Here is a 26,479-nt window from a genome sequence, read left to right on the forward strand (position 1 = left end):
GACGCAACGCTGGTCGCGACATGCAAGGCTTGTCCCCCGGGGCTTAATTTTTCGACGGCTGAAGAATACGCGTACCCTATCATTTCGGTGATGGTGCTCATCCAACCAGATCTGAAGACCTGCGCAGTAAGGAGTAGTCAGAAGAGCTGGAGAAAGCCCGAATGACGGCGAAGGAAGAAAATCCACACGCCTTTGGGCGAATGGAAGTAGGCGCCGTATCTTTCAACGAACTTGCGCGCCCAAGGCTCTTGAAGTCATAGCGAAGGGCAATCTGGCTTGAACGAGTGGGGCGATCCAGAACTCCATGACAGCAGTGGCCATCACAGCACCCGCTCGGGCGGGTTGGCGGTTTCGACAGCCGAGCGTCATTCCGGGTTTCGGATTGACGCTCGGCTTCTCGCTTGCCTACCTGACCCTCATCATCCTCATTCCGCTGTCGGGGCTGATCTGGCGCTCTGCGGCGCTGGGCTGGACCGATTTCTGGGCGATCGCCACCGACCGGCGCACCATCAACGCGCTCCGCATCAGCTTCGGCACCGCCTTCGTCGCGGCCGCCGTCAATGTCGTCTTCGGCACGCTGGTCGCCTGGGTGCTGGTGCGCTATCGCTTTCCCGGCCGCCGCATCGTCGATGCCATGGTCGACCTGCCCTTCGCGCTGCCGACGGCGGTGGCCGGCATCGCGCTGACCACGCTCTACGCGCCCAATGGCTGGATCGGCAAGCTGTTGCTGCCGCTTGGGCTCAAGGTCGCCTACACCCCGCTCGGCATCGTCATCGCGCTGGTCTTCATCGGCCTGCCCTTCGTCGTGCGCACCGTGCAGCCGATCATGGAGGAGATCGACAAGGAGGTGGAGGAGGCCGCCGCCACGCTCGGCGCCAGCCGCTTCCAGATCGTCACCCGGGTGCTGTTCCCGGGCCTGGCGCCGGCCATCGTCACCGGTTTCGCGCTGGCCTTCGCGCGCGGCGTCGGCGAATACGGCTCGGTCATCTTCATCGCCGGCAACCTGCCCTACAAGTCCGAGATCGCGCCGCTCCTGATCGTCATCCGGCTGGAGGAATACAATTACCCGGCGGCGACCGCCATCGCCGCGATCATGCTGGCCTTGTCATTCCTCATGCTGCTCATCGTCAACCTGGCGCAGACATGGAGCCGCAAGCGCTATGGCTGATCCGGAGATCAAGTCCTACGAGCCGCATCACGACAGCCGCTCGGCGGCGGTGACCGAAAGCCGCCCGGCGCAGGCCGTGCTGATGGCGATCGCCTTCGCCTTCCTCGGCATCTTCCTGCTGTTGCCGCTGATCATCGTCTTCAACGAAGCCTTCGCCAAGGGCGTCGGCGCCTACACCGAAGCGCTTGCCCATCCCGACACGCGCTCGGCGATCCGGCTGACGCTGCTGGTGGCGGCGATCTCGGTGCCGCTCAATGTCGTCTTCGGCATCTCGGCCGCCTGGGCGATCGCCAAGTTCGAGTTCAAGGGCAAGGCCTTCCTGACCACGCTGATCGACCTGCCGTTCTCGGTCTCGCCGGTCATCTCGGGCCTGGTCTACGTGCTTCTGTTCGGCGCCCAGGGGCTGCTCGGCGCCTGGCTGAAGGCGCACGGCATCGTCATCCTGTTCGCCGTGCCCGGCATTGTGCTGGCCACCATCTTCGTCACCTTCCCCTTCGTGGCCCGCGAGCTGATCCCGCTGATGCAGGAGCAGGGCAATGGCGACGAGGAGGCCGCGCTGTCGCTTGGCGCCAATGGCTGGCAGGCCTTCTGGTATGTGACGCTGCCCAACGTCAAATGGGGGCTGCTTTACGGCGTGCTCTTGTGCAATGCGCGCGCCATGGGCGAGTTCGGCGCCGTCTCGGTGGTGTCGGGCCATATACGCGGCCTGACCAACACCATGCCGCTGCATGTCGAGATCCTCTACAATGAATACAACGCCGTCGGCGCCTTTGCCGTCGCCTCGCTGCTGGCCGGCCTGGCGCTGGTGACGCTGGTCCTGAAGACACTTCTCGAGATGCGTTACGGCGCCGAGATCGCCGCGGCGCGTGGACATTGATGCATGTCGCCCAAAAGTGGGAACCGGTTTTGGGATAACGCCATGCAGCCACTACAAAGGGACTGTTGATGGAAGTTCGCGTTGCCAATGTGCGCAAGGAGTTCGAGCGGTTTCCCGCGCTCCATGACGTGTCGCTCGACATCAAGTCGGGCGAGCTGATCGCGTTGCTGGGGCCGTCGGGCTCGGGCAAGACGACGCTGCTCAGGCTGATTGCCGGGCTGGAGCGGCCGACGCGCGGCAAGATCTTCTTCGGCGACGAGGACGCCTCGCAGAAATCGATCCAGGAGCGCAATGTCGGCTTCGTCTTCCAGCACTACGCGCTGTTCCGGCACATGACGGTCGCCGACAATATCGGCTTCGGCCTCAAGGTCCGGCAGGGCTCGACGCGGCCGCCGGCGCAGGAGATCCGCCGCCGCGCCTCCGAGCTGCTCGACCTGGTGCAGCTCTCGGGCCTGGAAAAGCGCTATCCGGCGCAGCTTTCCGGCGGCCAGCGCCAGCGCGTCGCGCTGGCGCGCGCCATGGCGATCGAACCCAAAGTGCTTCTGCTCGACGAGCCGTTCGGCGCGCTCGACGCGCAGGTCCGCCGGGAGCTGCGCCGCTGGCTGCGCGACATCCATGACGCCACCGGCCACACCACCGTCTTCGTCACCCACGACCAGGAAGAGGCGCTGGAGCTTGCCGACCGCGTGGTGGTGATGAGCCAGGGCCGCATCGAGCAGGTCGGCACCGCCGACGACATCTATGACCGGCCGAACTCGCCTTTCGTCTATGGCTTCATCGGCGAATCGAGCTCGCTTCCCGTCAAGGTCGAGAATGGCGAGGTCTGGCTCGCCGATCGCCCGATCGGGCTGTCGGCGCCCGACGCCGCCAGCGGCAATGCCACGCTCTACTTCCGCCCGCATGACATCGAATTGCTGAATGGCTGCTGCGGCTGCATCGCCGGCACGGTGGTCGCCAGCCGCCGCGTCGCCGGCACCCGCCGGGTGGAACTCGAGATCGGCGGCGAACGCCAGCGCGTCGAGATCGAGCTGCCCGTCGACCATCCCGCCGCGCAGAAGAGCCGGGTAGCGTTCCGCCCGGGCCGCTGGAAGCTCTTTTCCGATCACGCAGGCAGCGCATCCGCACAGGCGGACACAGAACCCTTCCCGGTACGAGGAAATGCTGCTGCCAGATATCAGACAGCCGCGTATGCAAATAGCGTTGCCTCGATCCCACCGCGTGCGGCGCGCGTTTAGATCGGGTGCGCAAGAGAACGTCGATGAGGCCAATGGCTGATGCGCGCTCGTGATCTCGATATTTGTTGGTTCGAGGAGCCGCTCTGGTACGACGATATCGCGAGCCACGCCCACGCTTGCCTTCAATACGTCGATCCCGATCGCGCTCTGCGAGCGCGGCAGGGGCGCTATTCCTTCACCGCGCCGGTCATCGAGGAGACGTAGTGCTCGACGAAGAACGAATAGAGCACGACGACCGGCAGGGATCCGATCAGCGCGCCCGCCATCAGGGCACCCCACTCATAGACGTCGGAGCGGACGAGTTCGGTGAGCACCCCGACCGGCACGGTCTTGTTTTCGGACGACTGAATGAACGTCAAGGCATAGATGAATTCGTTCCATGACAGGGTGAATGCGAATATGCCCGCCGAGATCAGGCCGGGCACCGACAGGGGCAGCACGATCTTGCTCAGGATCTGCCAGCGGCTTGCCCCGTCGATGAGCGCGCATTCTTCCAGTTCGAAGGGGATGGAGCGGAAGTAACCCATCAGCAGCCAGGTGCAGAAGGGGATCAGGAAGGTCGGGTAGGTGAGGATGAGTGCGAAGGGTGTGTCGTAAAGCCCGAGATTGAACACCATCACCGATAAGGGGATGAACAGTATCGAGGGCGGCACGAGATAGGCGAGGAACACCGCGAGGCCGACCTGCCGTGCCCCGGAGAACCGCAGCCGCTCGATCGCATAGGCCGCGAAAACCGACGCCGCCAGCGACAGGAAAGTGGCGGCGGTCGAGATGATGATCGTGTTGAGTAGCCAGCCCGGATAGGACGTCTCGAAGAGAAGATAGCGGATGTGCTCCAACGTCGGATGCACGACCCAAAGCGGGTTGAAATTGGCATAGTCGGTCATTTCGACATTGGGCTTAACCGCTGTGATCGTCATCCAGTAGAACGGGAACAAAAGCACGATGACGAACACGAGTAGGGGGAGATAGACCGTCACCACACGACGCGGCACGCTCTGCAAATAGCCCATGCCGCCTTCGTCGAGCTGCGGCTGTTTTGTCTTCCTGGTCGCAGCCATGTCAGTCTCCGCCCCCCTGCTGCCATTTGCGGCGCTGCAAGCCGAAATAACTGAACAGGATCGCGGCAAGGAGGAATGGGATCATGGCGACCGCGATCGCGGCGCCCTCGCCGAGCTGGCCGCCCGAAATGCCGCGCTGGAACGACAGCGTCGCCATCAGATGGGTGGCATTTACCGGTCCGCCGCGGGTCAGCACATAGATCAGCTGGAAATCCGTGAAGGTGAACAGCACCGAGAACGTCATGGTGATGGCGATGATGGGGGTGAGCAGCGGCAGCGTCACATGGCGAAACAATTGCCATCGGTTGGCGCCATCGAGCGTGGCGGCCTCGTAAAGCGATTGGGGGATCGTCTGCAAGCCGGCAAGCAGCGTGATGGCCACGAAAGGGATGCCGCGCCAGACATTGGCCGCAATCACCGAAGCGCGTGCGTTCTGCGGATCGCCGAGGAAATTGATGCGGTGGTCGATCAGGCCCATCTGCTGGAGCGCCCAGGACAGGATCGAGAACTGGGAATCGTAAATCCACCAGAAGGCGATTGCCGAGAGCACGGTCGGCACCACCCACGGCAGCAGGACAATCGCGCGGAAGAACGATTTGAAGGGAAGGTTCTGGTTGAGGATGAGCGCCAGCCAGAGGCCGAGCGCGAATTTCAGGATCGAGGCGCTGACGGTGTAGAGCAGGGTATTGAAGACGGCGAGCCAGAAGACGGCGTCGCTCCACAGATATTCATAGTTCTCGATGCCGATGAAGATGCCGGGACGGCCGATGCGGGCATCGGTGAAGCCGAGCCAGACGCCAAGCCCAAGCGGATAGGTCAGGAAGACAAGCAGCAATGCCGCCGCCGGCAGCATGAAGCCGAAGCCAAGCGCGTTCCTGCTCTCGGCCAGGCGCGACAGCATCGAGGAACGCGGCTGAGCGGCGACGGACGGCACGGCCATGGGGCGGGCTCCCTGCAAGGTTCTCGTTGATCGGCCTGGCGGCCGCCCTGCGCTTCCGGAGGGTCCGATAGCGCGGGGCAGAGCCGCCAGGCTCAGCTGGCATGGATCAAACGCGATAATACCGGTTTGCGCGCTTCTCCGCCTCTTCCATTGCCTCCTGGGGCGTGGCCTGTCCCGTGACGGCCTTGGCGAACATGTCGACCAGGACATAGTCGGCCATGGTCGCCGCGGAGGCATAGCCGAGCGGCCCCGCATAGCCGTTGGGCCGCAGCGTCGCCGAAGCCTTGGCATAAGCGGCATTGTTCGGATCGGCTGTCCACACCGGATTGTTGTCGAACGCCTTGAGCGTCTGGCAGCAGTAACCCGCCGAGGAGGTGATCCAGTCCGGCATTTGCGGGTCCTCGAACATGAATTGCAGATAGGCTTTGGCCGCGTTGGGGTAGGGCGTGTAGTCGAAGATGACGGCCGTGGTCACCTGGAAGAGTTCGACGGATTTGCCGACAGGACCGATCGGCAGGTTGGTGGTGCGTATGTCTTTGGCCATTTCCGCCAGCTTCGGATCATTGTCCTTGTTGATCTTGGCCGTGTTGTAGGCGGAAATGCCATTGGCGATCACACTGAGTTCGCCAGCCAGGAAGGCGCGATTGTTGTTGACGTCGAGCCAGCTTTCGGTGCCTGGGATAAAAGTCTTGTAGAGTTCCTGAGCGTATTCGATAGCCTTGAGGGTCTCGGGGCTGTTGATCGTCACCTTGCCGCTCTCGTCGACCATCTGGCCGCCATGGCTCCACAGCAGCCAGTGCGCATAGTTGTTGCCGTCGCCGACACCATGGCCGTGCGTGAAGCCGGCCGGATGGCCCTTCGCCTGCAGGGCCTTGCAGAGTTCGAGGAAGCCTTTCGTGTCCTTGGGGAACTCTGAAAAGCCGGCCTCTTTTACCCAGCTTTCCCGATAGACGATGGCATTTCCGATGGTGGCCAGCGGCAGGCCGATGAATTTACCTTCCCGCGTTGCATACTGCTTTGGTCCATCGTGCCAGCCGCCATATTTCGACCCCAGATACTCGCCCAGCTCCGTCACGTCATGCAGCTTGTCGGGATACTGATGCGGGTCGTCGAACCAGACGAACATCAGATCCGGACCTGAACCGACATTGGCGGCGACCGCTGCCTTGGGGCGAATGTCTTCCCAGCTTTCCTTGTCGACACGCACCTCCACGCCCGTCGCTTCGGTGAACCGCTTGGTGTTTTTCAGCCACTGGTCCTCGTCGCCCTGCACGAAAGGCGACCAGCGCAGAAGCCTGAGCTTCGCACCGTCCTCCGGCTTATACTTCGGGCCTTCCTGGGCGAATGCCGGGGAGCCGGCGAAGCGGCTTCCCAAAACGCCAGCAGCGGCGCCGGCCGTCGTGCGGATCACATCACGTCTGGTGAATTTCATGCTCGTTCCTCCTGTTTGTTTCTCTTGCCCTTTGGTCTCTACAGCTTGCTGCGCGTTTGAAGCCGCTGCCCGGTTTCGCCGTGGAAGAGATGAATGAGCCCGGGTTCGGCGGTGAGCCGGATGGTTTCGCCCGGCGTGAAGGAATGACGTTCCCGGAAGTTGGCCACGATCTCTTCACCGCCGGCTGTCCGGCCGATGAGCTGTACCTCCGACCCGGTCGGCTCGACGACCGCGATGGTGACCGCAATGCCCTGATCGGACAGCCGCAAATGCTCGGGCCGTATACCCAGCACCACCGGCTCGCCGCCTTTGACGGACGATGCTGCGTCCAACGGCACGGAAATTCCGCCCGCGCCCCGAAAGGACGGCGACCCGTCCGTCGCGATTTCGCCCCGCAGCAAATTCATGGCGGGCGAGCCGATGAAACTGGCGACGAAGAGATTGTCCGGCCTGTCGTAGAGTTCCAGCGGCGGCCCGATCTGCTCGACGATGCCATCGTGCATGACCACGATCTTGTCTGCCATGGTCATGGCTTCGATCTGGTCGTGGGTAACATAGACCGTCGTGGTTTTCAGGCGCTGGTGCAGTTCCTTGATCTCGGCGCGCATCTGCACCCTGAGCTTGGCGTCAAGATTGGACAGCGGCTCGTCGAACAGGAAAACCGCCGGATCGCGCACGATCGCCCGCCCCATGGCAACCCGCTGGCGCTGTCCGCCGGAAAGCTGGCGGGGATAGCGCGCCAGCAGCGGCACGAGCCCCAGAATCTCCGCAGCGCGCTGAACGCCGGCGCCGCTCTCAGCCTTCGAAACGCCCTTGAGCATGAGCGAGAACGCCATGTTCTCGGCGACGGTCATATGCGGGTACAGCGCATAGTTCTGGAAGACCATGGCGACGTCGCGTTCCTTCGGCGCAACGTTGTTGACGACACGCTCGCCGATCGCGATCTGGCCCCGCGAAATCTTTTCCAGGCCCGCGATCATCCTGAGCAGGGTTGATTTCCCGCAACCCGACGGCCCGACCAGCGTGACGAATTCGCCGTCGTCGATGTTCACGCTGACGCCGTGCAGAACCTCGACGGTTCCGAATGATTTGTAAACCTCGCTAATCGCGACAGACGCCATCGATCCTCCTCCCGAACGATTCCCGCGACGTCTTCGAAGGAACCGCTGACCTCTCCCGGCGACGGCCTCCAACCTCCATGTGGTCACGCGACACGGCGACGGTAGCGCTACCAAACCTGCCTGTAAAGCAGGCGCTTCGATAAACATCCAGGCTGCATTCCCGGTTGCTCACTGGACTGTCCACCACATGGCTGGAGACAGCAGGGAGATCGGCCGCGGGATGGATATCAACCACTTGCACCGTCCGCCGGCCTGGGCAGCCGCGCATGGAATTCGCCGACGATGCCGCGCCGGAAGACAAGCACGCAGACCATGAATATCAGGCCGGTGGCGATGGTCACCGGAAAGCCTGAGGTGGCGAGTGTGTTTTCAAGGCCGACGACGAAGCCGGCGCCGACGACCGGCCCAACCATGGTACCGATGCCGCCAAGCAGCGACATCAGGATCACCTCGCCCGACATCTGCCATGTCACGTCGGTGAGCGTCGCGAACTGGAACACGATTGCCTTGACCGCGCCGGCAAGCCCGGCTAGCGCGGCCGACATGACGAAAGCGGCGAGTTTATATCTGGCGACGGAATAGCCGAGCGAGATGGCGCGGTTCTCGTTCTCGCGGATCGAGCGCAGGATCATTCCGAAGGGTGAGTTGACGATCCGCCAAATGGCGAAGACGCCGATCAGGAAGATGGCCAGCACGACATAGTACATGTTGACCGTGGCGTTCAAATCGATGATGCCGAAGAGGTTGCCGCGCGGAACGCCCTGGATGCCATCCTCGCCTTGCGTGAACGGTGCCTGCACGCAGAAGAAAAAGAACATCTGCGCCAGCGCCAGCGTGATCATGGCGAAATAGATGCCTTGCCGGCGGATGGCAAAGAAGCCCATGAGCAGACCGAGCAGCGCCGCGCCGGCGGTACCCAGCAGAATGCCTGCCTCCGGCGGCCAGCCCCATACCTTGACGGCATGCGCGCAGAAATAGGCTGCGCCGCCGAAGAAGGTCGCGTGGCCGAAGGACAGCAGGCCGGTGTAGCCGAGCAACAGGTTGAAGGCGCAGGCAAACAGCGCAAAGCACAGCATCTTCATGAGGAAGAACGGGTAGACGAAGAACGGCGCGGCGATGAGCGCCAATACCGCCAGCGCCACCAGGGCTCGTTCCAGCCGCACGGAGGCCGCGGCGCGCTTTTCGTGAAGCGTCAACTCGCTCATCTCAGGCGTCCCTTCCAAACAGGCCGGCCGGCCGCAGCAGAAGCACGATCGCCATTATGACGAAGACGACAAGGTTCGACGCCTCGGGATAGAATACCTTGGTCAGGCCCTCCGCAAGGCCGAGCATGTAGCCGGTGACGATGGCGCCCAGGATCGAGCCCATGCCGCCGACCACGACGACGGCGAAGACGACGATGATCAGATCCGACCCCATCAGCGGACTGACCTGGTAGACGGGAGCCGCCAGGATCCCGGCAAGCCCGGCAAGTGCGGCGCCCAGTCCGTAGGTGAGTGTCAAAAGCAGTGGCACGTTGACGCCGAAAGCCTGGACCAGTTCTGGGTTTTCGGTCGCGGCGCGCAGATAGGAACCAAGCCTGGTCTTCTCGATCAAAAGCCATGTGCCCAGGCAGACGAGAAGCGATGCCAGCACCACCCAGCCGCGATAGTTGGGCAGGAACATGAAGCCGAGATTGGTGCCGCCCGCTAGCAGCGCCGGCACGGCATAGGGATTTCCCGAGACGCCGTAATAATAGCGAAAGACGCCCTCGATGACCAAGGCCAGGCCGAAGGTGAAGAGCAGGCCGTAGAGAGGGTCGAGCTGGTAGAGCCGCGAGAGCGCTGCACGCTCGACCACAATGCCGAACAGCCCGACGGCGAGCGGCACCAGGATCAGCGCCGGCCAATAGCCGATGCCGAGATGGACAAGCAGCAGATAGCCGATGAAGGCGCCAAGCATGTAGAGCGCGCCGTGGGCAAAATTGATGATGCGCAGCAGGCCGAAGATGACGGCGAGGCCAAGGCTCAGCATCGCGTAGAAGGAACCGTTGATCAGCCCGACCAGCAACTGCCCGAGAAAGGCCTGGATGGGGATGCCGAAGATCATCGTCATGGCGCCATCATACTCCGAGCACCTCGTGCAGTTGAGCGTCGTGGGCGGCCAGTTCGCCGACCGGAAACACGCTCAGCACCTTGCCGTGCTCCATCAGGTAGAAGCGGTCGGCAATGCGGGCGGCGAAACGGAAATTCTGCTCCACGAGCAGGATCGTCATGCCGCGCTTCTTCAACGTCGCAAGCAATTCGCCGATGCGCTGGACGATGACTGGCGCCAGGCCTTCGGTCGGCTCGTCGAGGAGCAGCATCCGGACACCCGTCCTCAGGATGCGGGCGATCGCCAGCATCTGCTGCTCGCCGCCGGATAGCCTGGTGCCCGGGCTGTTACGGCGCTCCTTCAGGTTGGGGAAGAGCTCGAAGATCTCCTCGACGCTCATGCCGCCCTCGGCCACCACCGGCGGCAGGATCAGGTTCTCGTCGACTGTCAGCGTGGCGAAGATGCCGCGCTCCTCGGGAACAAAACCGATGCCTTGGTGGGCGACACGGTGCAAGGGCAGGCCGATCAAGTCGTTGCCGTTGAAGACGACACTGCCGGTGCGCTTGCGGATCAGCCCCATGATGGCGCGCAGCGTTGTGGTCTTGCCGACGCCGTTGCGGCCAAGCAGCGTCACGGTTTCGCCGCGGAACACATCGAGGTCGACGCCGTGCAGCGCGTGGCCCTCGCCGTACCAGGCATGCAGATCGCGCACGGCAAGCAGCGGCTCACTCATGCTCGGTTCCCATATAGGCTATCCGGACGCGTTCATCCTGGCTAACCGTCGGATAGTCGCCTGCGGCGAGCACTTTGCCGCGCTGCATCACGGTGATCCAGTCGCAAAGATCGGCAACGACGGTCAGATTGTGCTCTACCATGAGCACGGCCCGATCGCGGGCCAAGGCGCGGATGATCCCGGAGATCATGCTGACATCCTCGTGCCCCATGCCGGCCATCGGCTCGTCGAGCAGCAGCACCTTTGGATCGAGTGCCAGCGTGGTGGCGATCTCGAGCACGCGCTTGCGGCCATAGGAGAGATCGCCGGCGAGCCGGTGCGCCGCGTCGTCGAGGCCGACCGTGCCGAGAAGCTCGCGCGCCCGCGGCGTCAGTTGGTCGAGCGCCGAAAGCGGGCGCCAGAACTGGAAGCCCAGCCCGCCTGGCCGCTGCAGCGCGACGCGCACATTGTCGAGCACGCTCAGATGCGGAAAGATCGCCGATATCTGGAACGAGCGCACGAGGCCCATCCGCGCCACCCTGGCCGGCGGTGTCCGGGTAATATCGGTGCCGAGCAGTTCAATCGTGCCGCTGGTCGGCTGGAGGAACTTGGTCAAAAGGTTGAAAATCGTGGTCTTGCCGGCGCCGTTCGGCCCGATCAAGGCGTGAATCCTGCCGTGATGAACGTCGAGATCGACATCCTTCACCGCAACGAACCCGGCGAAATCGCGCCTGAGGCCGCGGGCGGAAAGCACCACCCGCGGCACGGTCACATCGCCGTCAGGCCTGACGGCCGCGGCGGTTGCCGTCGTCACTTGCTGACGAGCGGGCAGCCGCTATCCGTGGCCTTCATGAAGGCCTGGTCGCCCGGAATGGTCGCAAGATAGGTGTAGTAGTCCCAATCCTTCTTGCTCTCCTCGGGCTTCTTGACCTGATACAGGTACATGTCATGCACCATGGAGCCGTCGGCTTGCACCTTGCCGTTGGCGGTGAAGACGTCATTGACCGGCATCGAATGCAATTCCTTGGCCACCGCTTCGGTTTCGTCGGTGCCGGCCTTGTCGATGGCCTTGAGATACTGCGACACCGCCGAATAGGTCCCGGCCTGGATCATGTTCGGCATCCTGCCGGTGCGTTTGAAGAAGCGGTTGGCGAACTCGCGGCTCTTGTCGTCGCGATCCCAGTAATAGCCTTCGGTCAGCACGACGCCCTGGGCCGCCTGCAAGCCGAGGCCATGCACTTCGGCCAGCGTGAATAGAAGGGCCGCGAGCCGCTGGCCGCCGGCGACGATGCCGAATTCGGCCGCCTGCTTGATCGAGTTGGAAGTGTCGAGACCGGCATTGGCAAGGCCGACGATCTTGGCGCCGGAGGATTGCGCCTGCAGCAGGAAAGATGAGTAGTCGGTCGAGCCGAGCGGATAGCGCACTTCACCAAGCACCTTGCCGCCGCGATCCTTGACGAGCTTGGCGGTCTGCTCCTCGAGCGAATAGCCGAAGGCGTAGTCGACGGTGATGAAATACCAGCTGTCGCCGCCTTGCTGCACCAGGGCACCGCCTGTGCCGACGGCCTGGGAATGGGTGTCGTAGGCCCAATGGAAACCATAGGGCGAGCACTGCTTGCCGGTCAGGTCGGTCGCAGCCGCGCCGGTGACGATGTCGATCTTCTTCTTTTCCTTGGAAAGTCCCTGCACGGCGAGCGCCACCGAGGAGGTGGTCAGTTCCATTATGGCATCGACCTGCTCGGTGTCGTACCACTGGCGCGCGATGTTGGAGGCGATGTCCGGCTTGTTCTGGTGGTCGGCGCTGATGACCTCGATAGGCGCATTCTGGACCTTGCCGCCGAAATCCTCGACAGCCATCTTGGCCGCCTCGACGGACCATTTGCCGCCGAAATCGGCATAGACACCCGACTGGTCGTTGAGGATGCCGATCTTGACCTTGCCGTCGGAAATTTCGGCTGCTGCCGCTGGCATCGCGGTCCCCACAAGCAGCGCGGCTGAGATGAGATAGGATGCTTTCACTGGTATTTCCTCCCTTGTGGCCACTGTCGAAAACGCCCATTGCGGCCCTGTGACGGCCTCGAGTGCACCGTCTGGTCCCGCGTGAAGAATACGTCCTGTGCTCGCCACAGCTCCAACGTGCCAGGACACATGGTCACAAGCGCACATTCGGAATGCACAGAGATTCGTAACATCGACATGGAACGTCGAGAACCACTATTTTCGTATCAGGCGCACCGGTAGCGGTGTGCGCTGCTGGCTAGGACTTGTCGCGCGCTATCAGCACGATCTTTGCCGGATCGAAATCGACCGCGACGACGCTGCCTTCCGGGAGGGCGGGTGTGACGACCGGCGATGTCGCGAACAGCTCGACCGCCGGATCGTCTATCGCGACGCGGTATTCCATGTGGTCGCCGAGATAAGAACTCTTCACCACGCGCCCTCTCATCCCGCCGGCTGCCGGCTGGCCGGCGACGAGGCGCACGGCATTCGGCCGGACGGCCAGCACCGCCGGCCCCGCCGCGATGCCACGATGCCGCATGTCGAGCCGCAGCGGCCCGACTTTTACCTCGGCATTCGTCCCATTGCTGGCGAGAACCTCGACATCGAGCAGGTTGGCGTCGCCCATGAAATCGGCGATGAAAGAGTTCCTGGGTTCGTTGTAGAGGTCGCGCGGGGTCCCGTCCTGAGCGACGCGGGCAGCGTTCATGACGATGATGCGATCGGACACGGCCAGCGCCTCTTCCTGGTCATGCGTCACATAGACCACGGTCAGCGCGAGGTCCTGCTGAAGACCGCGGATTTCATCGCGCACGCGCCGGCGCAGCTTGGCATCGAGATTGGACAGCGGCTCGTCGAACAAAAGCACCTTCGGCTCCAGCACGATGGCGCGCGCCACGGCCACGCGCTGCTGTTGGCCGCCCGAAAGTTCGCTCGGCTGGCGCTTCTCGTAGCCGGACAGGCCGACCTGTGCCAGCTTCTCGGCGGCGCGCCCTGCGGCCTCGACCTTGCCGAGCCCCGTCGCCCGCAGGCCGTAGCTGACATTTTCCATGACGTTCATGTGCGGGAACAGCGCATAGGACTGGAAGACCATGCTGACGTCGCGCTCGGCGGCTGACAGCAAAGTGACGTCCTTGCCGTCGATGGCGATGCGCCCGTGGCTTGCGTGCTCCAGCCCGGCAATCAGCCTGAGCGTCGTCGTCTTGCCGCAGCCGGAGGGTCCAAGCAGCGTCACCAGGCTGGCCGGTGCGATGTCGAAGCTGACATTGTCGACGGCAGTGACGGCGCCGTATTTCTTGGTGACGCCCTCGAAACGCACTGCCGGTCTGTCCACCACGCCGGGGGCAGCGTTCTTCGCCGTTTGATCCATACGCTTCTCCCGATCAGATTGGTGCCACGACGGCTTGCGCTTCGGCCCGGCGCCGGCCAAGCCGGCGTTCCCCGACCAGCAGCTGGATGCCGATCAGAATGATCATCATGACGACGATCAGCACCGCCGAATAGACGATGGCGATGCCGTATTCGCCGACATCGGCTCGCCCGACAATGTAGACGGTGGCGAGATTGAAGCGGCCGGTCGCCAGGAAGATGACGGCGCTGACCGCGGTCACCGCACGCACGAAACTGTAGATCATCGCGGTCACGATAGCCGGCTTCAGGATCGGCAGGATCACCCGCCGCAAGGTGGCGAAGGAACGCGCCCCCAGTGTTAGCGATGCCTCGTCCAGGCTCTTGTCGATCTGCCCAAGATTGGCGAGGCCCGCACGGATCGCCACCGGCATATTGCGGAAGATGAACGAGATGACGATGATCAGTCCGGTGCCGGTCAACTGCACCGGCGGCACGTTGAAGGCGAGGATATAGCTGACGCCGACGACCGTGCCGGGAATGGCAAAGCTCATCATGGCGAGGAATTCGAACATCGTGCGCCCGGCGAAATGCTGCCGGTCGAGCAGATAGGCGGTCAGGATGCCGAGCGCGGCGGTGAACGGCATCGCCACCAGCGCAAGGCCGATGGTCATCAGCAGCGACGGCCAGGCCGACCCGCTCAGGAACCAGCCATTGACGCCTTTCTCGACGGAGAAAGCGGTGAGGAAATATTCGAGAGTCGGCGTGTTGTCGCGGCCGATCGATTGCACGAAGCCGCCGCCCAGGATGATGCCATAGACCACGACGGTCAGAAGCAACCAGGGAATGACGGCGGCGTAGCAGCCGATGCGCAAGCCCTTGGGCAGCGTGGCCGGCACACCGCCATCGCCCTTGCCGGCGACGGTGACGTAGCTGCGGCTGCCGATCCAGCGGCGCTGGATGACGAAAGCGGCGAGTGTGAATCCCAGAAGCACGATCGCCAGCACCGCCGCACGGCCTTGATCATGCGCAGCGCCCACCACCGCAAAGAAGATGTCCGTCGACAGCACGTTGAAGTTGCCGCCCAGCACCAGCGGGTTGGCAAAGTCGGCCATGCTCTCGATGAACGAGATCAGGAAGGCGCTGGCCAGCCCCGGGCGGATCAGCGGCCAGGTGATTGTGCTGAAAGTGCGCCAACGGCTGGCGCGCAAGGTCTGCGAGGCCTCCTCCATGCTCGGGCTGACGCCCTGCAGCACGCCGGCCAGGACCAGGAAGGCGATCGGCGTGAAGGCCAGCACTTGCGCGATGGTGATGCCGGCCATGCCGTAGATCCAGCGGCTGCGCGGAATACCGAGATGTTCGGACAAAAGGTTGGTGACGATGCCGGCCCGACCGAACAACAGGATCAGCGCCAGGCCGATGACGAAAGGCGGCGTGATGATCGGCAGGATGGAGAGGCCGCGCAGCAGCCATTTGGCAGGCAGCCTGGTGCGCAGCGCAATCAGCGCCAGCGCCAGGCCCAGCGCCGTGCAGAAGAATCCGACCAGCACCGCGATCGCCGCCGTATTCCACGCCACGCCGCAGGAACCGTCGCCGTAGAGGCAGCGCAGGCTCCAGATGTTGGCACTGAACAGCTTTTCGGCAAACAGGGCCGGCACGATATTGCCGTCATTGTCCTCGATGGCGGAAGCGAGGATCGACAACAGCGGATAGGCCACGAACAGGATCAGCGAAGCGATCACGACCAGCAGCGAGCCGACGACAAAGCGATCGCCTTTGCACCAGCCACGCGCGGCCAGCGCCTCGGCGATGAACATCAGCATCGCCACCGCGTACAGCACGGCACCCCAGCCGAGCCCCGGCTGCACCGGCCCAGGCGTACTGGCGAGATGCCCAAGCCAGGCAAACCCCCAACCCGAATGGATGATGGAAAAACCCTCGATCGCCAGCCAGGCGAGGCCGGCTGCGCCCGCCGTCGCCAGGCCGGGGAGGTTCCGGCGCGCGACGAGCCAGCTTGCCAGGAGAAGTGGCAGGATCAAGGGAAGCAGCCAGAGCCGGCCGTTCAGCGACAGCAGGATCGCTGGTGCCGCCTCCGCCGGACGCGCCAGCCAGTCAAAGGAAAGCAAGCCGCCTTCGACTTTGTACCATGGCAGCACAATGAAGCTCGCCCATGCCAGCGCCAGCCATCCGGCGGCACTGCGCCCCGGGAGGTCATTGGCCATGGGATAGGGCGAAGCCCGTGCCATTCGACATCTTCCTTCGGTATGGTCGGGGTTGCGCCGGCTGCCCCGCAGGCAGCCGGCGGATCGGCCATGCGGACCAGATCAGCCGCCGTTGCGGACCTCATCGGTGAATTTCTTCAACAGCCGCTTGCGCTCCGCTGATGATCCATATTTGGCGAAGTCATAGTCGATCAGCTTGATCTTGCTGAGGTCCGGCGCCTCGGGCGGCACCGGGGTGCCCGTGTTCGACGGGATCTGGTAGCTGCCGTTCGGAGCCGCCAGTTTCTGCGCGTCTGGCGTCAGCGCCCAGTCGTAGAATTTCCGCGCCTCGTCGATATGCTTGGCCCCGGCAACAATGCTCATCGACCCGATCTCGAAGCCGGTGCCTTCACAGGGCGAGACCACCTTGACGGCCGGATTCTGCTTGGCGGCGTTGATGACGTCGTGCTGGAAGGAAATGCCGACCAGCGTCTCGCCCTTGCCCACGGCGAGCGCGGGTGCGGCGCCCGCCTTGGTGTATTCGGCGATGTTCTTGTTGAGCTGCTTGAGATAGTCGAAAGCCTTGTCCTCGCCCATCAGCTGGACGATTGTCGCCAGCATCGTCCAGGCAGTACCCGAGGAATTGGGATCGGCCATCTCGATCTCGCCCTGGAAATCGGGCTTGACCAGATCCGCCCAGCAGGCCGGCGCCGTCAGGCCGCGCTGTTTCAGGTCTTCCTCGTTGTAGCCGTAGCCAAGCGCGCCAAGATAGATGCCGACGGTGCGGTTCTTGGCCCGTTCGGCCTGCCTCAGCGCCCAGTCGCGCAGGTTCGCCAGCTGCGGCGACTTGTATTCCTGGGTGAGACCTTCTTCCGCCGCCTGAAGATGCGGGTCGCCCGTGCCGCCCCACCAGATATCGGCTTGCGGATTGTCCTTCTCGGCCCGCAGGCGCGCGTAGATCTCGCCGGCGCTCATGCGGGTCATGTCGACGCTGACGCCGGTTTCCTTCTGGTAGGTCGTGGCCATGGCCCGGCACCAGGCCTCGTCGACGCCGCAATACATCACCAGGTTGCGATCCGCCGCATGGGCGCCCCCGGCCAGCCCGAAAATGGCCAGCGCCGCTAGGCCAAGCCATGTCCTGCCTTGTCTGCGATCAAATGGACCTTTCATCGATAATTCCTCCCTTCATGCTCTTTGGAATTGATTATTCGTCGTCGAGCGGCACTCCGATCACCTGGGACAATCTCGCCGCCACGCCCGGCGCCGCAGCAAGCACCGGATTGCCCTTCGCCATGCCGTCGCCGTCGAGAAAGCGGTTGACGCGCCCGCCTGCTTCCTCGACCAGCAGCAATCCGGCCAGGCAGTCCCATGCATTGATATGAAGCTCGGCATAGGCATCCGAGCGGCCGTCGGCCACATAGGCAAGGCCCAGCGCCCCCGAACCGGAGCGGCGCACATTGGCGCCCAGGGACCAGACCAGGGCCACCTTGTCCAGGTAGTCGCGGTTGGGAATCCGCGGCGACCAGCCGAACTCCACGGAGGCGCGGTCGAAGGCCTGGGTGCGCGAAACATGGATCGCCGTGCCGTTGCGTGTCGCACCGTGCCCGCGGCGGGCAAAATAGACCTCCCCAATGGCCGGATTGGCGATGCCGCCGATCTCGCTGCGGCCGTCCTGGACGAAGGCGATCGAAACGCAGAAATGCGGAATGCCGCGCATGAAATTCGCCGTGCCGTCGATCGGGTCGACGACCCACATTCGATCAGAGCCGCCGCTGCCGCCGGTTTCCTCGCCCAAAAACCCGTCCTCCGGAAAGGCCGCGGCCAATGTCGTGCGGATGTGATGCTCGACCTTGCCGTCGGTCTCGGTCAGGAAATCCTGCGGCCCCTTCATCTCCACAGGCTGCGCGGCGTCGATTTGGCTGTAGCCCTGCATCGCCATGTTTCCCGACGACAGGAGCAGTTGCCGGCAAACATCGGCGCGCCTGTCGAGTTCGGCTTCGGACATCCGGCTCGCTTTCGACTGCACCGCTACGCTGTTCATGCTGTTCGTCCAGGCAATGGCAGCTCCGATGCGGTCTGCGAAGAAATGGGCAAGGTAGCCTCCGGCGCCGGTTTCATGCACGGCTGTGCAAAGCTGTTTCATTTACACATGTGTGTCAAGGGCAGCGGTGACGCCTGTGACCGGCTTGCGCTATGCTGCACGTGCGTGCAAAGAATCGGCGAACGCCAGTGGGAGTTTGCATGACGACACCGAGAGGCCGTATTGGCTTTTCCAGTGCCCAGCAGGTCGCGGAGCTTGCCGGCGTTTCGCGCTCGGCCGTGTCACGCACCTTCACGCCCGGCGCCAGCGTTTCGGAAGAAACCCGCGAGCGGGTGCTGCTGGCAGCCGAGCAGCTCGGCTATCACGTCAACCATCTGGCGCGCGGCCTGATGCGGGCATCGACGGGCATCGTCTGCCTTGTCGTCGCCGATGGCGACACGCCCTATCAGGCCCGTATCCTGCGGGCGCTGACACAGCATTTGAGGGATGCCGGCAAAGTGGCCATGGTATTCAACACGTCGGGCCCCAGCCACCATGTCGACCAGGCGCTGCGCAACACGCTGAACTACCGTGCCGATGCGACGATCGTGCTGTCCGGCACGCCGCCGCAGGAGCTGATCCGAACCTGCCTCGAGAACGGGCAGCGCCTGATCCTGATCAATCGCGACGACCGGTTCGACGGACCGCATAACATCGGCGTGGACAACGCCGCCGCCGCCGAGGCGGCACTTCACGCCTTTCTTCGTGCCGGTTGCACCAGGCCTGCCCTGGTGACGTCGGCAGCCGGCACGCCCAGTCTGGTGGCGCGCGAGACGGCGTTTCTTGCCGCGGCGCGCAAGGAAGGGCTGGAGGTAATCCAGTGGCGCGAGGGTCGCACGGGTTATGCGACTGGGGCAGAAGGCGCAAGGCGCCTGCTGTCGGGCCGGCAGCGACCGGATGCGGCATTCTGCGTGACCGACCTGATCGCCTGCGGTTTTTTGGACGCGGCGCGCCACGAGTTCGGCGTCGATGTCCCGCGCGATCTCTGCGTCGCCGGCTTCGACGACATCGAGCAGGCGGAATGGGCTTCCTACCGGCTGACGACCTTTGCGCCGCCGATTGAGGAGATTGCTACGCACGCCGTGCGACTGGCCGCCGGGTCGCGCGAGGAAGCCGGCGCCGGCAGCCGCCTGACCTGCCACGCGCCGATGGTCTGGCGCGGCACTGTGAGGCCGGGTCGGGTCTGATGCCGGTCGGTGAGCGTCTCGTGCGCTAGATGGCAATGCTGCCGATAGCGGCATCGACGGCGTCGCCCAAACGGTCGACGATGATGTCGACCGTGCCATCGTCGACGATGAATGGCGGTGCGAGCAGGACGTGATCGCCAGCCCGCCCATCGACGGTGCCGCCCATGGGATAAACCATCAACCCCCGCTGCATCGCTTCCGATTTTATCCGGGCATGGACCTTCAGGCGCGGATCGAACGGGGCCTTGGCCGAGCGATCCGCGACAAGTTCGATGCCCTGGAAGAGGCCGCGCCCGCGAATGTCTCCGACATGGTGATGGTTGCCGAAGCGCTCGCGCAGCCGCCGTTCGAGCGTGGTGCCTCGTGCCGCGACATTGGCAAGCAGACCATCACGCTCGATGACCCGCTGGACGGCGAGGCCGGCCGCGCAGGTGAGTGGATGACCGATATAGGTGTGACCGTGCTGGAAATCGCTGCCTTGCGAAAAGGCATCGAATATCCGCTCGGACGCCAGCACCGCCCCGAGCGGGGCGTAGCCGCCGCCGAGCCCTTTGGCGACCACCATGATGTCGGGAGCGATGCCTTCCTGCTCGCAGGCATGCAGTGTTCCGGTGCGACCCATGCCGCACATGACTTCGTCGAGGATGAGCAGCACACCGTGGCGATCGCAAATCTCGCGGATGCGCCTGAAATAACCGGGTGCGGGTGGCACGGCGCCGAGGGTCGCTCCAACCACGGTCTCTGCGACAAAGGCGATGACCGTTTCCGGCCCGAGTTCCTGCAGCTTCGTTTCAAGCGCATCGGCGGCGCGCAGGCCGTAGGCCTCGCTGCCTTCATCCGGCCGCTGATGCCGATAGGCATAGCATGGTTCGACATGATGGTTTTCGATCAGCATGGGCTCGAACGGCGCTTTGCGCCAGGCGTTGCCTCCCACCGAAAGCGCGCCCAGCGTATTGCCGTGATAGCTCTGCTGACGGGCCACGAAGCGGCGGCGCTGCGGCTCGCCGCGCTCGACGAAATATTGCCGCGCCATCTTCAGGGCGGTCTCGATGCCTTCCGATCCACCGGAGACGAAATAGACGTGATGAAGATCGCCCGGCGCGTGAGCGGCAAGTTCGTCCGCCAGTTCCTCCGCCGGCCGGGTGGTGAAGAAGCTGCTATGCGCATAGGCGAGCCGGTCGAGTTCGGCATGCATCGCGGCAAGAACAGCCGGATGCTGATGGCCAAGGCATGAGACGGCCGCGCCGCCGGAGGCGTCGATATAGCGGCGTCCCTTGCTGTCGATGACGGTGACGCCATCGCCGCTGACGGCAACGGGATAATCGTGGTGGATCTGGCGATGGAGGATATGCGTCATGACCGTTGCCTGGTTTCGTAGATATGGGTGGAAAGGGTATCGAACTGACGTTCGACGTCGCGCATGGCGGCCAGCGCGCGATCGCCGGCGGCGGCGGCCAGGATCGCGGCCAGCGTTTCGGCGATGGCAAAGGCCGGCGCCATGGTGTGGAAAAACGACGGGCTCTCGGTCGGCACGATGATGACGGCGCCCGCCCGGTTAACGAGCGGAGAGACGACGCTGTCGGTAATCGCCACGATTTCGAGCGCACGGCTGCGTGCATAATCGACGAGTTCGACGGCGGCGCGCGTATAGGGCTTGACGCTGATCGCCAAAAGCACGTCGCCCGCTCCAGCTTCCCACAAAGGATCAGGTCCGGTTCCGCCGACCCCGTCAAGCAGACGCACCGCGCCCCCGGCGAGACCATAGACGTAGGCGAAATGGCAAGCGACGGGGTAGCTCGACCGATAGCCCAGCGCATAGATGCGCTTGGCGCCTGCCAGCACCGCGGCCGCCCGGGTCACCGCCTCCAGCGTCGCCGGATCGCAAAGCTTCGCCATATGGCGCTCGAGCGTTTCGGCCAGCTCGAAGGCCAGCGCGCCGTCTCCTCCGCGCTTGCGCCGCGCCATCAAGGCTTCGGCCTTGCCCAAAAACTCCTTCTCGCCGCGGCGAAGTTGCTCGGCGTAGAGGTCGCGCAGACTATCGTAGCCGTCGAAGCCCATGCGCTGTGCAAGCCGCGTCATCGATGCCGGGGTCACCCCGGCGCGCTGCGCCTGGACGCGCATCGACAGGAGGGCAACGTCACGCGGATTGTCGAGCACCCATTGCGCCGCCGCGCGAAGCTGGCGCGGCATCGTCTCGAAACTCTCGAGCAGGCGCGAGCGGAAGGCGGGTTCCAACATGGGGCGAATTTACGCCGACCGTTGACGAGCTGCAATGAATATTTCAATCTGCCAGAAATGAGCGTAGTGTTTCATTCAATCAGAAAACAAGAACAGGGGAAATTCGCATGAAACAGACCATATCCAGTCATTTGGGAGCGCTGGCGGCACTCGCGCTGGCTTCCTTGCCGTTCGCTGCCGCACCGGCTCTGGCCGAGGATCCGATCGCGCTGGGTTGGGTGGGCCCGCTGTCGCCGCCCGGCAATTATTCCGGCGGCCAGGAGATGCAATGGGCGGTGCAGCTCGGCGTTGACGAGGTCAACAAGGCCGGCGGCGTTCTCGGCCGTCAGCTGAAGGTGAGTTACGAGGACACCAAAGGGCAGCCGGCCGACGGCAGCGCGGCAGCGGTTCGGCTCATCACCAAGGACAACGTCGCCGCGATCTTCGGCGAATTCCATTCCTCGGTCGCTCTCGCCGAAATCGAGGAGGCGCACAAATACGGCGTCGCCTGGGTCGGTACCGATGTATGGGCGGATGCCATCACGGCCAAGCAGTATCCGGAAGTCTATCGTCTCGCTCCGGCCAACTCGCTCGTTTACGTCAAGGCAGCCGACTGGACGGTCGAGCAAGGTTTCAAGAACATCGCCATCATCGCCGAAAACACGGATTTCGGCCAAGGCGGGGCCAAGGTCATCGCCGATGAGCTGAAGGCCAAGAACGTCCCCTATACGCTGGCGACGATCGACCTCAACCAGCAGGATTTCACGCCCGCGCTGCTGCGCCTGATGAACCAGAGCCCGAGGCCCGATGCGATCCAGATGGTAATCGCCGGACAGGCACAATACCAGCTCGTCAAGCAGGCCTGCCAGCTCGGCCTCGCACCGACCGCCGACACGGCCCTCATCGGCTCCTCGGGTCTGCTGCAAAAGGAAGTGTGGGAAGTCGACGGCGAATGCGCCAACAATCTTCTCATCGTCAACGTCGCGCAGCCCAAGTCGCAATGGAACGACAAGGCCAAGGCATTCGTGAAGGCGTTCACAGAACGCTACAACAGGGCACCGACCGGCGTGGCCATGGAGGCCTATGACACGTTCGGTGTCGTCGTCGAGGCGATCAAGAAGGCAGGCTCGGCCGACCGCGCGGCGATCGTGAAGGCACTGGAAGAGATCAAATATGAAGGGGTGAACGCCACCTACACCTTCCCGACCACCAAATCGCCCGACTGGGCTTTCCATCAGTTCGTCGACGTGCCGTTCACGATCATTCAATACACGGCCGTGAACCAGGCGCCGGAGGACGCTGCGATCGTCTATCCGAAGAAGTGGGCCACCACCGACAAGGTCATGCCCGGCAAATGAACGGCACGCCGGCGGCTCCATGGCCGCCGGCGGCCGCTTCGCTGGACAGGCGGCCGACAACGAGGTGATGTGAACCCATGAGCTATTTCCTCCTCCTGGCCGTCAACGGCCTGGTCATCGGCCTCATTTTCGCGCTGACGGCGGCGGGGCTCACTTTGGTCTTCTCGGTGCTGAAGGTCGTCAATTTCGGCCACGGATCGCTCTATATGCTGGGCGGCTATGCGTCCTACTACATCATTGGCTGGTTCCATGCGCCGCCGCTTGTCGGTGTCGCCGGCGCGATGGTGGCCCTGTTCATCTTCGGCGTGCTCTTCGAGAGGCTCGTCATAGCGCCGATGTATACCGACAAGGTCGAGCGCAAGGACGAATACGCCATTATCGTCACGTTCGGTCTCACCATTCTGATCACCAATCTCGGCCTCGTCGTCTTCGGCCCATTCGCCAAGGCGCCGCCGTCCTTTATGACGGGAGCGCTGATCCTCGGTCCGTTGATCCTGCCTTACGACCGGCTGATCGCTGCGGTCGCTGCCGTCGTCCTGCTTGTCGGTCTGACGTTTTTCCTGAAGCGCACCTCGCTCGGCCAGGCGCTCGATGCGGTGAGCCAGAGCCGCGAATCCGCCGCGGTCATCGGTATCGATCCGCGCCGCATGTACACCATCGCCTTCGGCATCGGCTCGGCACTTGCTGGCGGGGCAGGGGCGTTGATCGCGCCGATCTTCGCCCTGTCGCCTTCGATGGGTGAGTTGCCTGCCGTGCAGGCCTTCATCATCATCGTCCTCGGCGGCATGGGTTCCGTCGGCGGAAGCATTACCGGCGGCATCCTGCTCGGCCTGGTGCAAGGGCTGGGTGTCGGCTATCTGCCGGACCCCAATCGCGCGCTTGCCTATACGCAGGCGTTCGGAGCGCTGCTGCTCGTCATTGCGTTGCTCTTCCGGCCGACCGGCTTGTTCGGCCGCTCGCATCTGCGGCTGGAATAGGATCACGGCAATGATCCGTCCAACATTCTCGCAATCGGCCCAGGCGATTCTGTTCGTGGTGGCGTTGCTGGTGCCGCTCGGCGTCGGGCCGTACTGGACCCACGTCGGCGCCATCGCCTGGTACTATGCGCTGCTTGCCGCGAGCTGGGCGCTGCTTGCCGGGTTCGCCGGTCAGTTCTCCTTCGCCCATGTGGCTTTTGCCGCGCTGGGCGGATATGCCTCGGCCTTGTTCGTTGGTCAGATCGGCATGCCCCTGCCGCTCGCCATTCTTGCCGCCATCGCTCTTGCCGTCGTGGCGGGCGCCCTGATCGGCGCGCTCGTGCTGAGGCTTTCCGGGCCTTATCTGGCCCTCTTCACGCTTGCCATTTCGGAAATCTTCCGCCTCGTGCTGGTCGCGGAGGAAGACATCACACGCGGCATGCTGGGCTTGCCGGTACCAGGCCTCTTTTCCGGTCGATCGGACCTGCCCTATTATTATCTCGGCCTTGCGCTCGTCGTCCTGGCGGTATTGGGAATGAACGCCTTATTGGCGACCCGCGTCGGTCTTTTTCTGCGTGCCATCCGGGAAGACGAGGGCGCCGCGCGCGCCAGCGGGGTCGATATCACGCGCTACAAGATCCTCGTCTTCGTGGTGACCAGCGTGATCGCGGCGATAGCCGGCATTTATTACGGCCACTTCATCGGCATCCTGACGCCCAACATGGCTATCCTTCCGGAGATGGGTCTGGTCATCGCGATGGCGGTGATCGGCGGTATCGAAAGCCTGCCCGGCGCCGTGGTCGGCGCAGTCGTCGTTTTCCTGCTTTCCGAGACGCTGCGGTCCTACGGCGAATGGCGTTTCGTGCTGATGGGCCTGGCGCTTATCCTGGTGCAACGCTTCGCGCAGAACGGCCTGTATCCGATGGTTGAAAACTGGGCGCGTTTCCGCGCACGGCCGCGGGAGCAAGCGCCTGTTCCTGCCGCTACCACCGAGGAACCCCATGCCGGTTGAAAGGGACACCAGCTTTTTCTCGGTCAGTGGTCTTGCCAAGCATTTCGGCGGCATCCATGCCGTCGAAGGCTTATCCTTTGCCTTGGCCCGCGGCGAAATTGTCGGGTTGATCGGTCCCAACGGCTCGGGAAAGACGACCACCATCAACATGGTGACGGGCGCGCTCAAACCCGACGGCGGTGCCATCCTCGTCGAGGGCACCGACATGGCGCGCTCGCCGGCTAATCTTTTCGCGCGCCGCGGTGTTGCCCGTACTTTTCAGGTTCCCCGCCTGTTCCGCCGCATGACCGTGCTGGAAAACCTGATCGTGCCGGCGCTTTCCGACCCGGCTGAACGGCGCGCCGCGGCAGAGGAGCGCGCCCGTGGGGTTCTTGCTTTCCTGAGGCTTGATCATCTCGCCGACAGCTATGCAAGAGCGCTTTCGGGGGGCCAGCAGAAGCTGCTGGAACTTGGCCGGGCGCTGATGCTCAAACCGAGACTGCTGCTTCTGGACGAGCCCTTCGCCGGCGTCCACCCGCGCCTGCTGGAGGAGATCATCGAGCACATAAGGAGCCTCAATCGCGACGGTCACACCATCGTCGTTGTCGATCACAACCTCGAGGCCATCCAGTCGGTCGTAACGCGCGTCATGGTTATGGCGCGGGGGCGCAAGATCGCCGACGGCGCGGTCGCCGAGGTGCTGCGCAATCCCGAGGTCGTGCACGCCTATACGGGATCCCGCGCAACGCATCGGGAAGCACAATGATGGAATCCGCTGCCCTGGCGTCGACTCCGCCGCTGGTCGCCTGCGAGAACCTTGTCGCCGGCTATACGCGCGACATCGACATATTGCGCGACGTTTCGGTCAGGGCCTGGCCTGGCCGCATTTCCTGTGTGGTCGGGCCGAACGGCACGGGCAAGTCGACGCTTCTCAAGGCGTTGTTCGGCTTTCTGAAACCGAGTGCCGGCCGGGTGCTTCTGCGAGACGTGGACATCACCGGAAACCCGCCCTTCCGGATGCTGGGCCTTGGCCTGGCCTACCTGCCGCAGCGGCCGAGCCTCTTTCCTCATCTCTCGGTCGAATCGAACCTGAAACTCGGTCTCTGGCATGCAAGGCCGAAGAAGACGGTGCTGACCGAGAAACTGGAACATGTCTATGAGCGATTTCCCGTCGTTCGCGAGAAACGCGCGCAGCCTGCCGGCCAGCTCTCGGGGGGGCAGCAGCGACAGGTCGAGATCGCACGCAGCCTGATGGCCGATCCGTCGGTCTATCTGATCGACGAACCGACCGCCGGGGTCGATCCGCAGACCAGCGAGACGATCTACGATATCGTCCGCGATCTTGCCCACGAACTCGGCAAGGCGGTGCTGCTGGTCGACCAGGATATTCGCGCAGCGCTTGCCATCACCGACTACGTCTATGTGGTCAAGAACGGCACGGTTTTTTCCGAAGGCGCGCGCGCGGATTTCGGTGCCGACACCGACGCTCTTGTCGCACGTTGGCTGTATGCGAGCGGTGAATGAA

Annotated in this window: 24 protein-coding genes and 1 pseudogene; 10 read left to right on the forward strand and 15 right to left on the reverse strand. The window is 63.7% G+C overall.

Annotation, left to right across the window (positions count from 1 at the left end; translation table 11 throughout):
* The first annotated feature begins 304 nt into the window (after nucleotides 1-304).
* From cysT to LB532_RS30335, 4 genes and pseudogenes are all read left to right on the forward strand, one after another.
* The gene (cysT, locus tag LB532_RS21055; RefSeq protein WP_140581282.1) at nucleotides 305-1,168 is read left to right on the forward strand and encodes a sulfate ABC transporter permease subunit CysT; all 864 of its coding nucleotides are present in this window, start codon (nucleotides 305-307) and stop codon (nucleotides 1,166-1,168) included.
* Entirely contained in the window at nucleotides 1,161-2,045 is an 885-nt protein-coding gene (gene cysW / locus LB532_RS21060) for a sulfate ABC transporter permease subunit CysW (RefSeq protein ID WP_140552357.1), read from the forward strand. The genes cysT and cysW overlap by 8 nt, the downstream gene beginning before the upstream one ends.
* A gap of 68 nt (nucleotides 2,046-2,113) precedes the next feature.
* Complete coding sequence (locus tag LB532_RS21065; RefSeq protein ID WP_224557132.1) at nucleotides 2,114-3,280, forward strand: sulfate/molybdate ABC transporter ATP-binding protein; 1,167 nt, start codon at nucleotides 2,114-2,116, stop codon at nucleotides 3,278-3,280.
* Nucleotides 3,281-3,325: 45 nt separating this feature from the next.
* Nucleotides 3,326-3,437 (forward strand): annotated as a pseudogene (locus LB532_RS30335) (enolase C-terminal domain-like protein); the annotation flags it as partial.
* A 10-nt stretch (nucleotides 3,438-3,447) separates the two neighbouring features.
* On the opposite strand, the gene LB532_RS21070 reads toward LB532_RS30335, so the two are convergent.
* The 13 genes from LB532_RS21070 to LB532_RS21130 form a co-directional block, all read right to left on the reverse strand.
* Nucleotides 3,448-4,341, reverse strand: coding sequence for a carbohydrate ABC transporter permease (locus tag LB532_RS21070; protein WP_140642448.1), 894 nt, complete (start codon nucleotides 4,339-4,341; stop codon nucleotides 3,448-3,450).
* 1 nt (nucleotide 4,342) lies between these two features.
* On the reverse strand, nucleotides 4,343-5,242 hold the full coding sequence (locus tag LB532_RS21075; RefSeq protein WP_411908888.1) for a carbohydrate ABC transporter permease: 900 nt from the start codon (nucleotides 5,240-5,242) through the stop codon (nucleotides 4,343-4,345).
* Nucleotides 5,243-5,387: 145 nt separating this feature from the next.
* Nucleotides 5,388-6,713 carry an ABC transporter substrate-binding protein gene (locus LB532_RS21080; RefSeq protein WP_140642449.1) on the reverse strand — a complete coding sequence of 442 codons (1,326 nt, stop codon included), beginning with the start codon at nucleotides 6,711-6,713 and terminating at the stop codon, nucleotides 5,388-5,390.
* 38 nt (nucleotides 6,714-6,751) lie between these two features.
* Entirely contained in the window at nucleotides 6,752-7,834 is a 1,083-nt protein-coding gene (locus LB532_RS21085) for an ABC transporter ATP-binding protein (RefSeq protein WP_140642685.1), read from the reverse strand.
* 227 nt (nucleotides 7,835-8,061) lie between these two features.
* Nucleotides 8,062-9,039: a branched-chain amino acid ABC transporter permease gene (locus LB532_RS21090; RefSeq protein WP_140642451.1), complete on the reverse strand. Its 978-nt coding sequence runs from the start codon at nucleotides 9,037-9,039 to the stop codon at nucleotides 8,062-8,064.
* 1 nt (nucleotide 9,040) lies between these two features.
* The gene (locus LB532_RS21095; RefSeq protein ID WP_140498405.1) at nucleotides 9,041-9,928 is read right to left on the reverse strand and encodes a branched-chain amino acid ABC transporter permease; all 888 of its coding nucleotides are present in this window, start codon (nucleotides 9,926-9,928) and stop codon (nucleotides 9,041-9,043) included.
* 7 nt (nucleotides 9,929-9,935) lie between these two features.
* Entirely contained in the window at nucleotides 9,936-10,640 is a 705-nt protein-coding gene (locus tag LB532_RS21100; protein WP_140642453.1) for an ABC transporter ATP-binding protein, read from the reverse strand.
* Nucleotides 10,633-11,433, reverse strand: coding sequence for an ABC transporter ATP-binding protein (locus tag LB532_RS21105; protein WP_181169469.1), 801 nt, complete (start codon nucleotides 11,431-11,433; stop codon nucleotides 10,633-10,635). The genes LB532_RS21100 and LB532_RS21105 overlap by 8 nt, the downstream gene beginning before the upstream one ends.
* A complete protein-coding gene (locus tag LB532_RS21110) occupies nucleotides 11,430-12,638 on the reverse strand; it encodes an ABC transporter substrate-binding protein (RefSeq protein ID WP_140498402.1) in 1,209 nt (402 codons plus the stop codon). The genes LB532_RS21105 and LB532_RS21110 overlap by 4 nt, the downstream gene beginning before the upstream one ends.
* A 238-nt stretch (nucleotides 12,639-12,876) precedes the next feature.
* Nucleotides 12,877-13,986: an ABC transporter ATP-binding protein gene (locus tag LB532_RS21115; protein ID WP_140642454.1), complete on the reverse strand. Its 1,110-nt coding sequence runs from the start codon at nucleotides 13,984-13,986 to the stop codon at nucleotides 12,877-12,879.
* A 13-nt stretch (nucleotides 13,987-13,999) separates the two neighbouring features.
* A complete protein-coding gene (locus LB532_RS21120; RefSeq protein ID WP_140642688.1) occupies nucleotides 14,000-16,186 on the reverse strand; it encodes an ABC transporter permease in 2,187 nt (728 codons plus the stop codon).
* A 102-nt stretch (nucleotides 16,187-16,288) separates the two neighbouring features.
* On the reverse strand, nucleotides 16,289-17,335 hold the full coding sequence (locus LB532_RS21125) for an ABC transporter substrate-binding protein (RefSeq protein ID WP_140642456.1): 1,047 nt from the start codon (nucleotides 17,333-17,335) through the stop codon (nucleotides 16,289-16,291).
* A 34-nt stretch (nucleotides 17,336-17,369) separates the two neighbouring features.
* Nucleotides 17,370-18,206 carry an inositol monophosphatase family protein gene (locus LB532_RS21130; RefSeq protein ID WP_140642458.1) on the reverse strand — a complete coding sequence of 279 codons (837 nt, stop codon included), beginning with the start codon at nucleotides 18,204-18,206 and terminating at the stop codon, nucleotides 17,370-17,372.
* Nucleotides 18,207-18,406: 200 nt separating this feature from the next.
* On the opposite strand from LB532_RS21130, the gene LB532_RS21135 reads away from it, so the two are divergent.
* Nucleotides 18,407-19,432: a substrate-binding domain-containing protein gene (locus tag LB532_RS21135; protein WP_140642460.1), complete on the forward strand. Its 1,026-nt coding sequence runs from the start codon at nucleotides 18,407-18,409 to the stop codon at nucleotides 19,430-19,432.
* Nucleotides 19,433-19,457: 25 nt separating this feature from the next.
* Here the strand turns inward: LB532_RS21135 and LB532_RS21140 are convergent, their stop codons facing one another.
* Both LB532_RS21140 and LB532_RS21145 read right to left on the reverse strand, forming a co-directional pair.
* Nucleotides 19,458-20,789 carry an aspartate aminotransferase family protein gene (locus LB532_RS21140; RefSeq protein ID WP_140642462.1) on the reverse strand — a complete coding sequence of 444 codons (1,332 nt, stop codon included), beginning with the start codon at nucleotides 20,787-20,789 and terminating at the stop codon, nucleotides 19,458-19,460.
* Entirely contained in the window at nucleotides 20,786-21,670 is an 885-nt protein-coding gene (locus tag LB532_RS21145; RefSeq protein ID WP_140642464.1) for a MurR/RpiR family transcriptional regulator, read from the reverse strand. Before LB532_RS21145 ends, LB532_RS21140 begins: the two co-directional genes overlap by 4 nt.
* A gap of 107 nt (nucleotides 21,671-21,777) precedes the next feature.
* Here LB532_RS21145 and LB532_RS21150 point away from each other — a divergent pair, with 107 nt between their 5' ends.
* The 5 genes from LB532_RS21150 (at nucleotide 21,778) to LB532_RS21170 (ending at nucleotide 26,478) form a co-directional block, all read left to right on the forward strand.
* The gene (locus LB532_RS21150; RefSeq protein WP_140642466.1) at nucleotides 21,778-23,007 is read left to right on the forward strand and encodes an ABC transporter substrate-binding protein; all 1,230 of its coding nucleotides are present in this window, start codon (nucleotides 21,778-21,780) and stop codon (nucleotides 23,005-23,007) included.
* A gap of 77 nt (nucleotides 23,008-23,084) precedes the next feature.
* On the forward strand, nucleotides 23,085-23,984 hold the full coding sequence (locus LB532_RS21155) for a branched-chain amino acid ABC transporter permease (RefSeq protein WP_140642468.1): 900 nt from the start codon (nucleotides 23,085-23,087) through the stop codon (nucleotides 23,982-23,984).
* Between the two features lie 10 nt (nucleotides 23,985-23,994).
* Nucleotides 23,995-24,975: a branched-chain amino acid ABC transporter permease gene (locus LB532_RS21160; RefSeq protein WP_224557137.1), complete on the forward strand. Its 981-nt coding sequence runs from the start codon at nucleotides 23,995-23,997 to the stop codon at nucleotides 24,973-24,975.
* On the forward strand, nucleotides 24,965-25,720 hold the full coding sequence (locus tag LB532_RS21165) for an ABC transporter ATP-binding protein (RefSeq protein WP_140642472.1): 756 nt from the start codon (nucleotides 24,965-24,967) through the stop codon (nucleotides 25,718-25,720). Before LB532_RS21160 ends, LB532_RS21165 begins: the two co-directional genes overlap by 11 nt.
* Nucleotides 25,717-26,478, forward strand: coding sequence for an ABC transporter ATP-binding protein (locus LB532_RS21170; protein ID WP_140642473.1), 762 nt, complete (start codon nucleotides 25,717-25,719; stop codon nucleotides 26,476-26,478). The genes LB532_RS21165 and LB532_RS21170 overlap by 4 nt, the downstream gene beginning before the upstream one ends.
* Nucleotide 26,479: the final 1 nt, after the last annotated feature.

The organism is Mesorhizobium sp. ESP-6-2, from assembly GCF_020164675.1.
GTDB lineage: Bacteria > Pseudomonadota > Alphaproteobacteria > Rhizobiales > Rhizobiaceae > Mesorhizobium.

What these genes read in the sequence shown, in the direction of transcription:
- cysT (WP_140581282.1), top strand. Translation starts at nt 305, where the DNA reads ATGACAGCAGTGGCCATCACAGCACCCGCTCGGGCGGGTTGGCGGTTT.
- cysW (WP_140552357.1), top strand. Translation starts at nt 1,161, where the DNA reads ATGGCTGATCCGGAGATCAAGTCCTACGAGCCGCATCACGACAGCCGC.
- LB532_RS21065 (WP_224557132.1), top strand. Translation starts at nt 2,114, where the DNA reads ATGGAAGTTCGCGTTGCCAATGTGCGCAAGGAGTTCGAGCGGTTTCCC.
- LB532_RS21070 (WP_140642448.1), bottom strand. Translation starts at nt 4,341, where the DNA reads ATGGCTGCGACCAGGAAGACAAAACAGCCGCAGCTCGACGAAGGCGGC.
- LB532_RS21075 (WP_411908888.1), bottom strand. Translation starts at nt 5,242, where the DNA reads ATGCTGTCGCGCCTGGCCGAGAGCAGGAACGCGCTTGGCTTCGGCTTC.
- LB532_RS21080 (WP_140642449.1), bottom strand. Translation starts at nt 6,713, where the DNA reads ATGAAATTCACCAGACGTGATGTGATCCGCACGACGGCCGGCGCCGCT.
- LB532_RS21085 (WP_140642685.1), bottom strand. Translation starts at nt 7,834, where the DNA reads ATGGCGTCTGTCGCGATTAGCGAGGTTTACAAATCATTCGGAACCGTC.
- LB532_RS21090 (WP_140642451.1), bottom strand. Translation starts at nt 9,039, where the DNA reads ATGAGCGAGTTGACGCTTCACGAAAAGCGCGCCGCGGCCTCCGTGCGG.
- LB532_RS21095 (WP_140498405.1), bottom strand. Translation starts at nt 9,928, where the DNA reads ATGACGATGATCTTCGGCATCCCCATCCAGGCCTTTCTCGGGCAGTTG.
- LB532_RS21100 (WP_140642453.1), bottom strand. Translation starts at nt 10,640, where the DNA reads ATGAGTGAGCCGCTGCTTGCCGTGCGCGATCTGCATGCCTGGTACGGC.
- LB532_RS21115 (WP_140642454.1), bottom strand. Translation starts at nt 13,986, where the DNA reads ATGGATCAAACGGCGAAGAACGCTGCCCCCGGCGTGGTGGACAGACCG.
- LB532_RS21120 (WP_140642688.1), bottom strand. Translation starts at nt 16,186, where the DNA reads ATGGCCAATGACCTCCCGGGGCGCAGTGCCGCCGGATGGCTGGCGCTG.
- LB532_RS21125 (WP_140642456.1), bottom strand. Translation starts at nt 17,335, where the DNA reads ATGAAAGGTCCATTTGATCGCAGACAAGGCAGGACATGGCTTGGCCTA.
- LB532_RS21130 (WP_140642458.1), bottom strand. Translation starts at nt 18,206, where the DNA reads ATGAACAGCGTAGCGGTGCAGTCGAAAGCGAGCCGGATGTCCGAAGCC.
- LB532_RS21135 (WP_140642460.1), top strand. Translation starts at nt 18,407, where the DNA reads ATGACGACACCGAGAGGCCGTATTGGCTTTTCCAGTGCCCAGCAGGTC.
- LB532_RS21140 (WP_140642462.1), bottom strand. Translation starts at nt 20,789, where the DNA reads ATGACGCATATCCTCCATCGCCAGATCCACCACGATTATCCCGTTGCC.
- LB532_RS21145 (WP_140642464.1), bottom strand. Translation starts at nt 21,670, where the DNA reads ATGTTGGAACCCGCCTTCCGCTCGCGCCTGCTCGAGAGTTTCGAGACG.
- LB532_RS21150 (WP_140642466.1), top strand. Translation starts at nt 21,778, where the DNA reads ATGAAACAGACCATATCCAGTCATTTGGGAGCGCTGGCGGCACTCGCG.
- LB532_RS21155 (WP_140642468.1), top strand. Translation starts at nt 23,085, where the DNA reads ATGAGCTATTTCCTCCTCCTGGCCGTCAACGGCCTGGTCATCGGCCTC.
- LB532_RS21160 (WP_224557137.1), top strand. Translation starts at nt 23,995, where the DNA reads ATGATCCGTCCAACATTCTCGCAATCGGCCCAGGCGATTCTGTTCGTG.
- LB532_RS21165 (WP_140642472.1), top strand. Translation starts at nt 24,965, where the DNA reads ATGCCGGTTGAAAGGGACACCAGCTTTTTCTCGGTCAGTGGTCTTGCC.
- LB532_RS21170 (WP_140642473.1), top strand. Translation starts at nt 25,717, where the DNA reads ATGATGGAATCCGCTGCCCTGGCGTCGACTCCGCCGCTGGTCGCCTGC.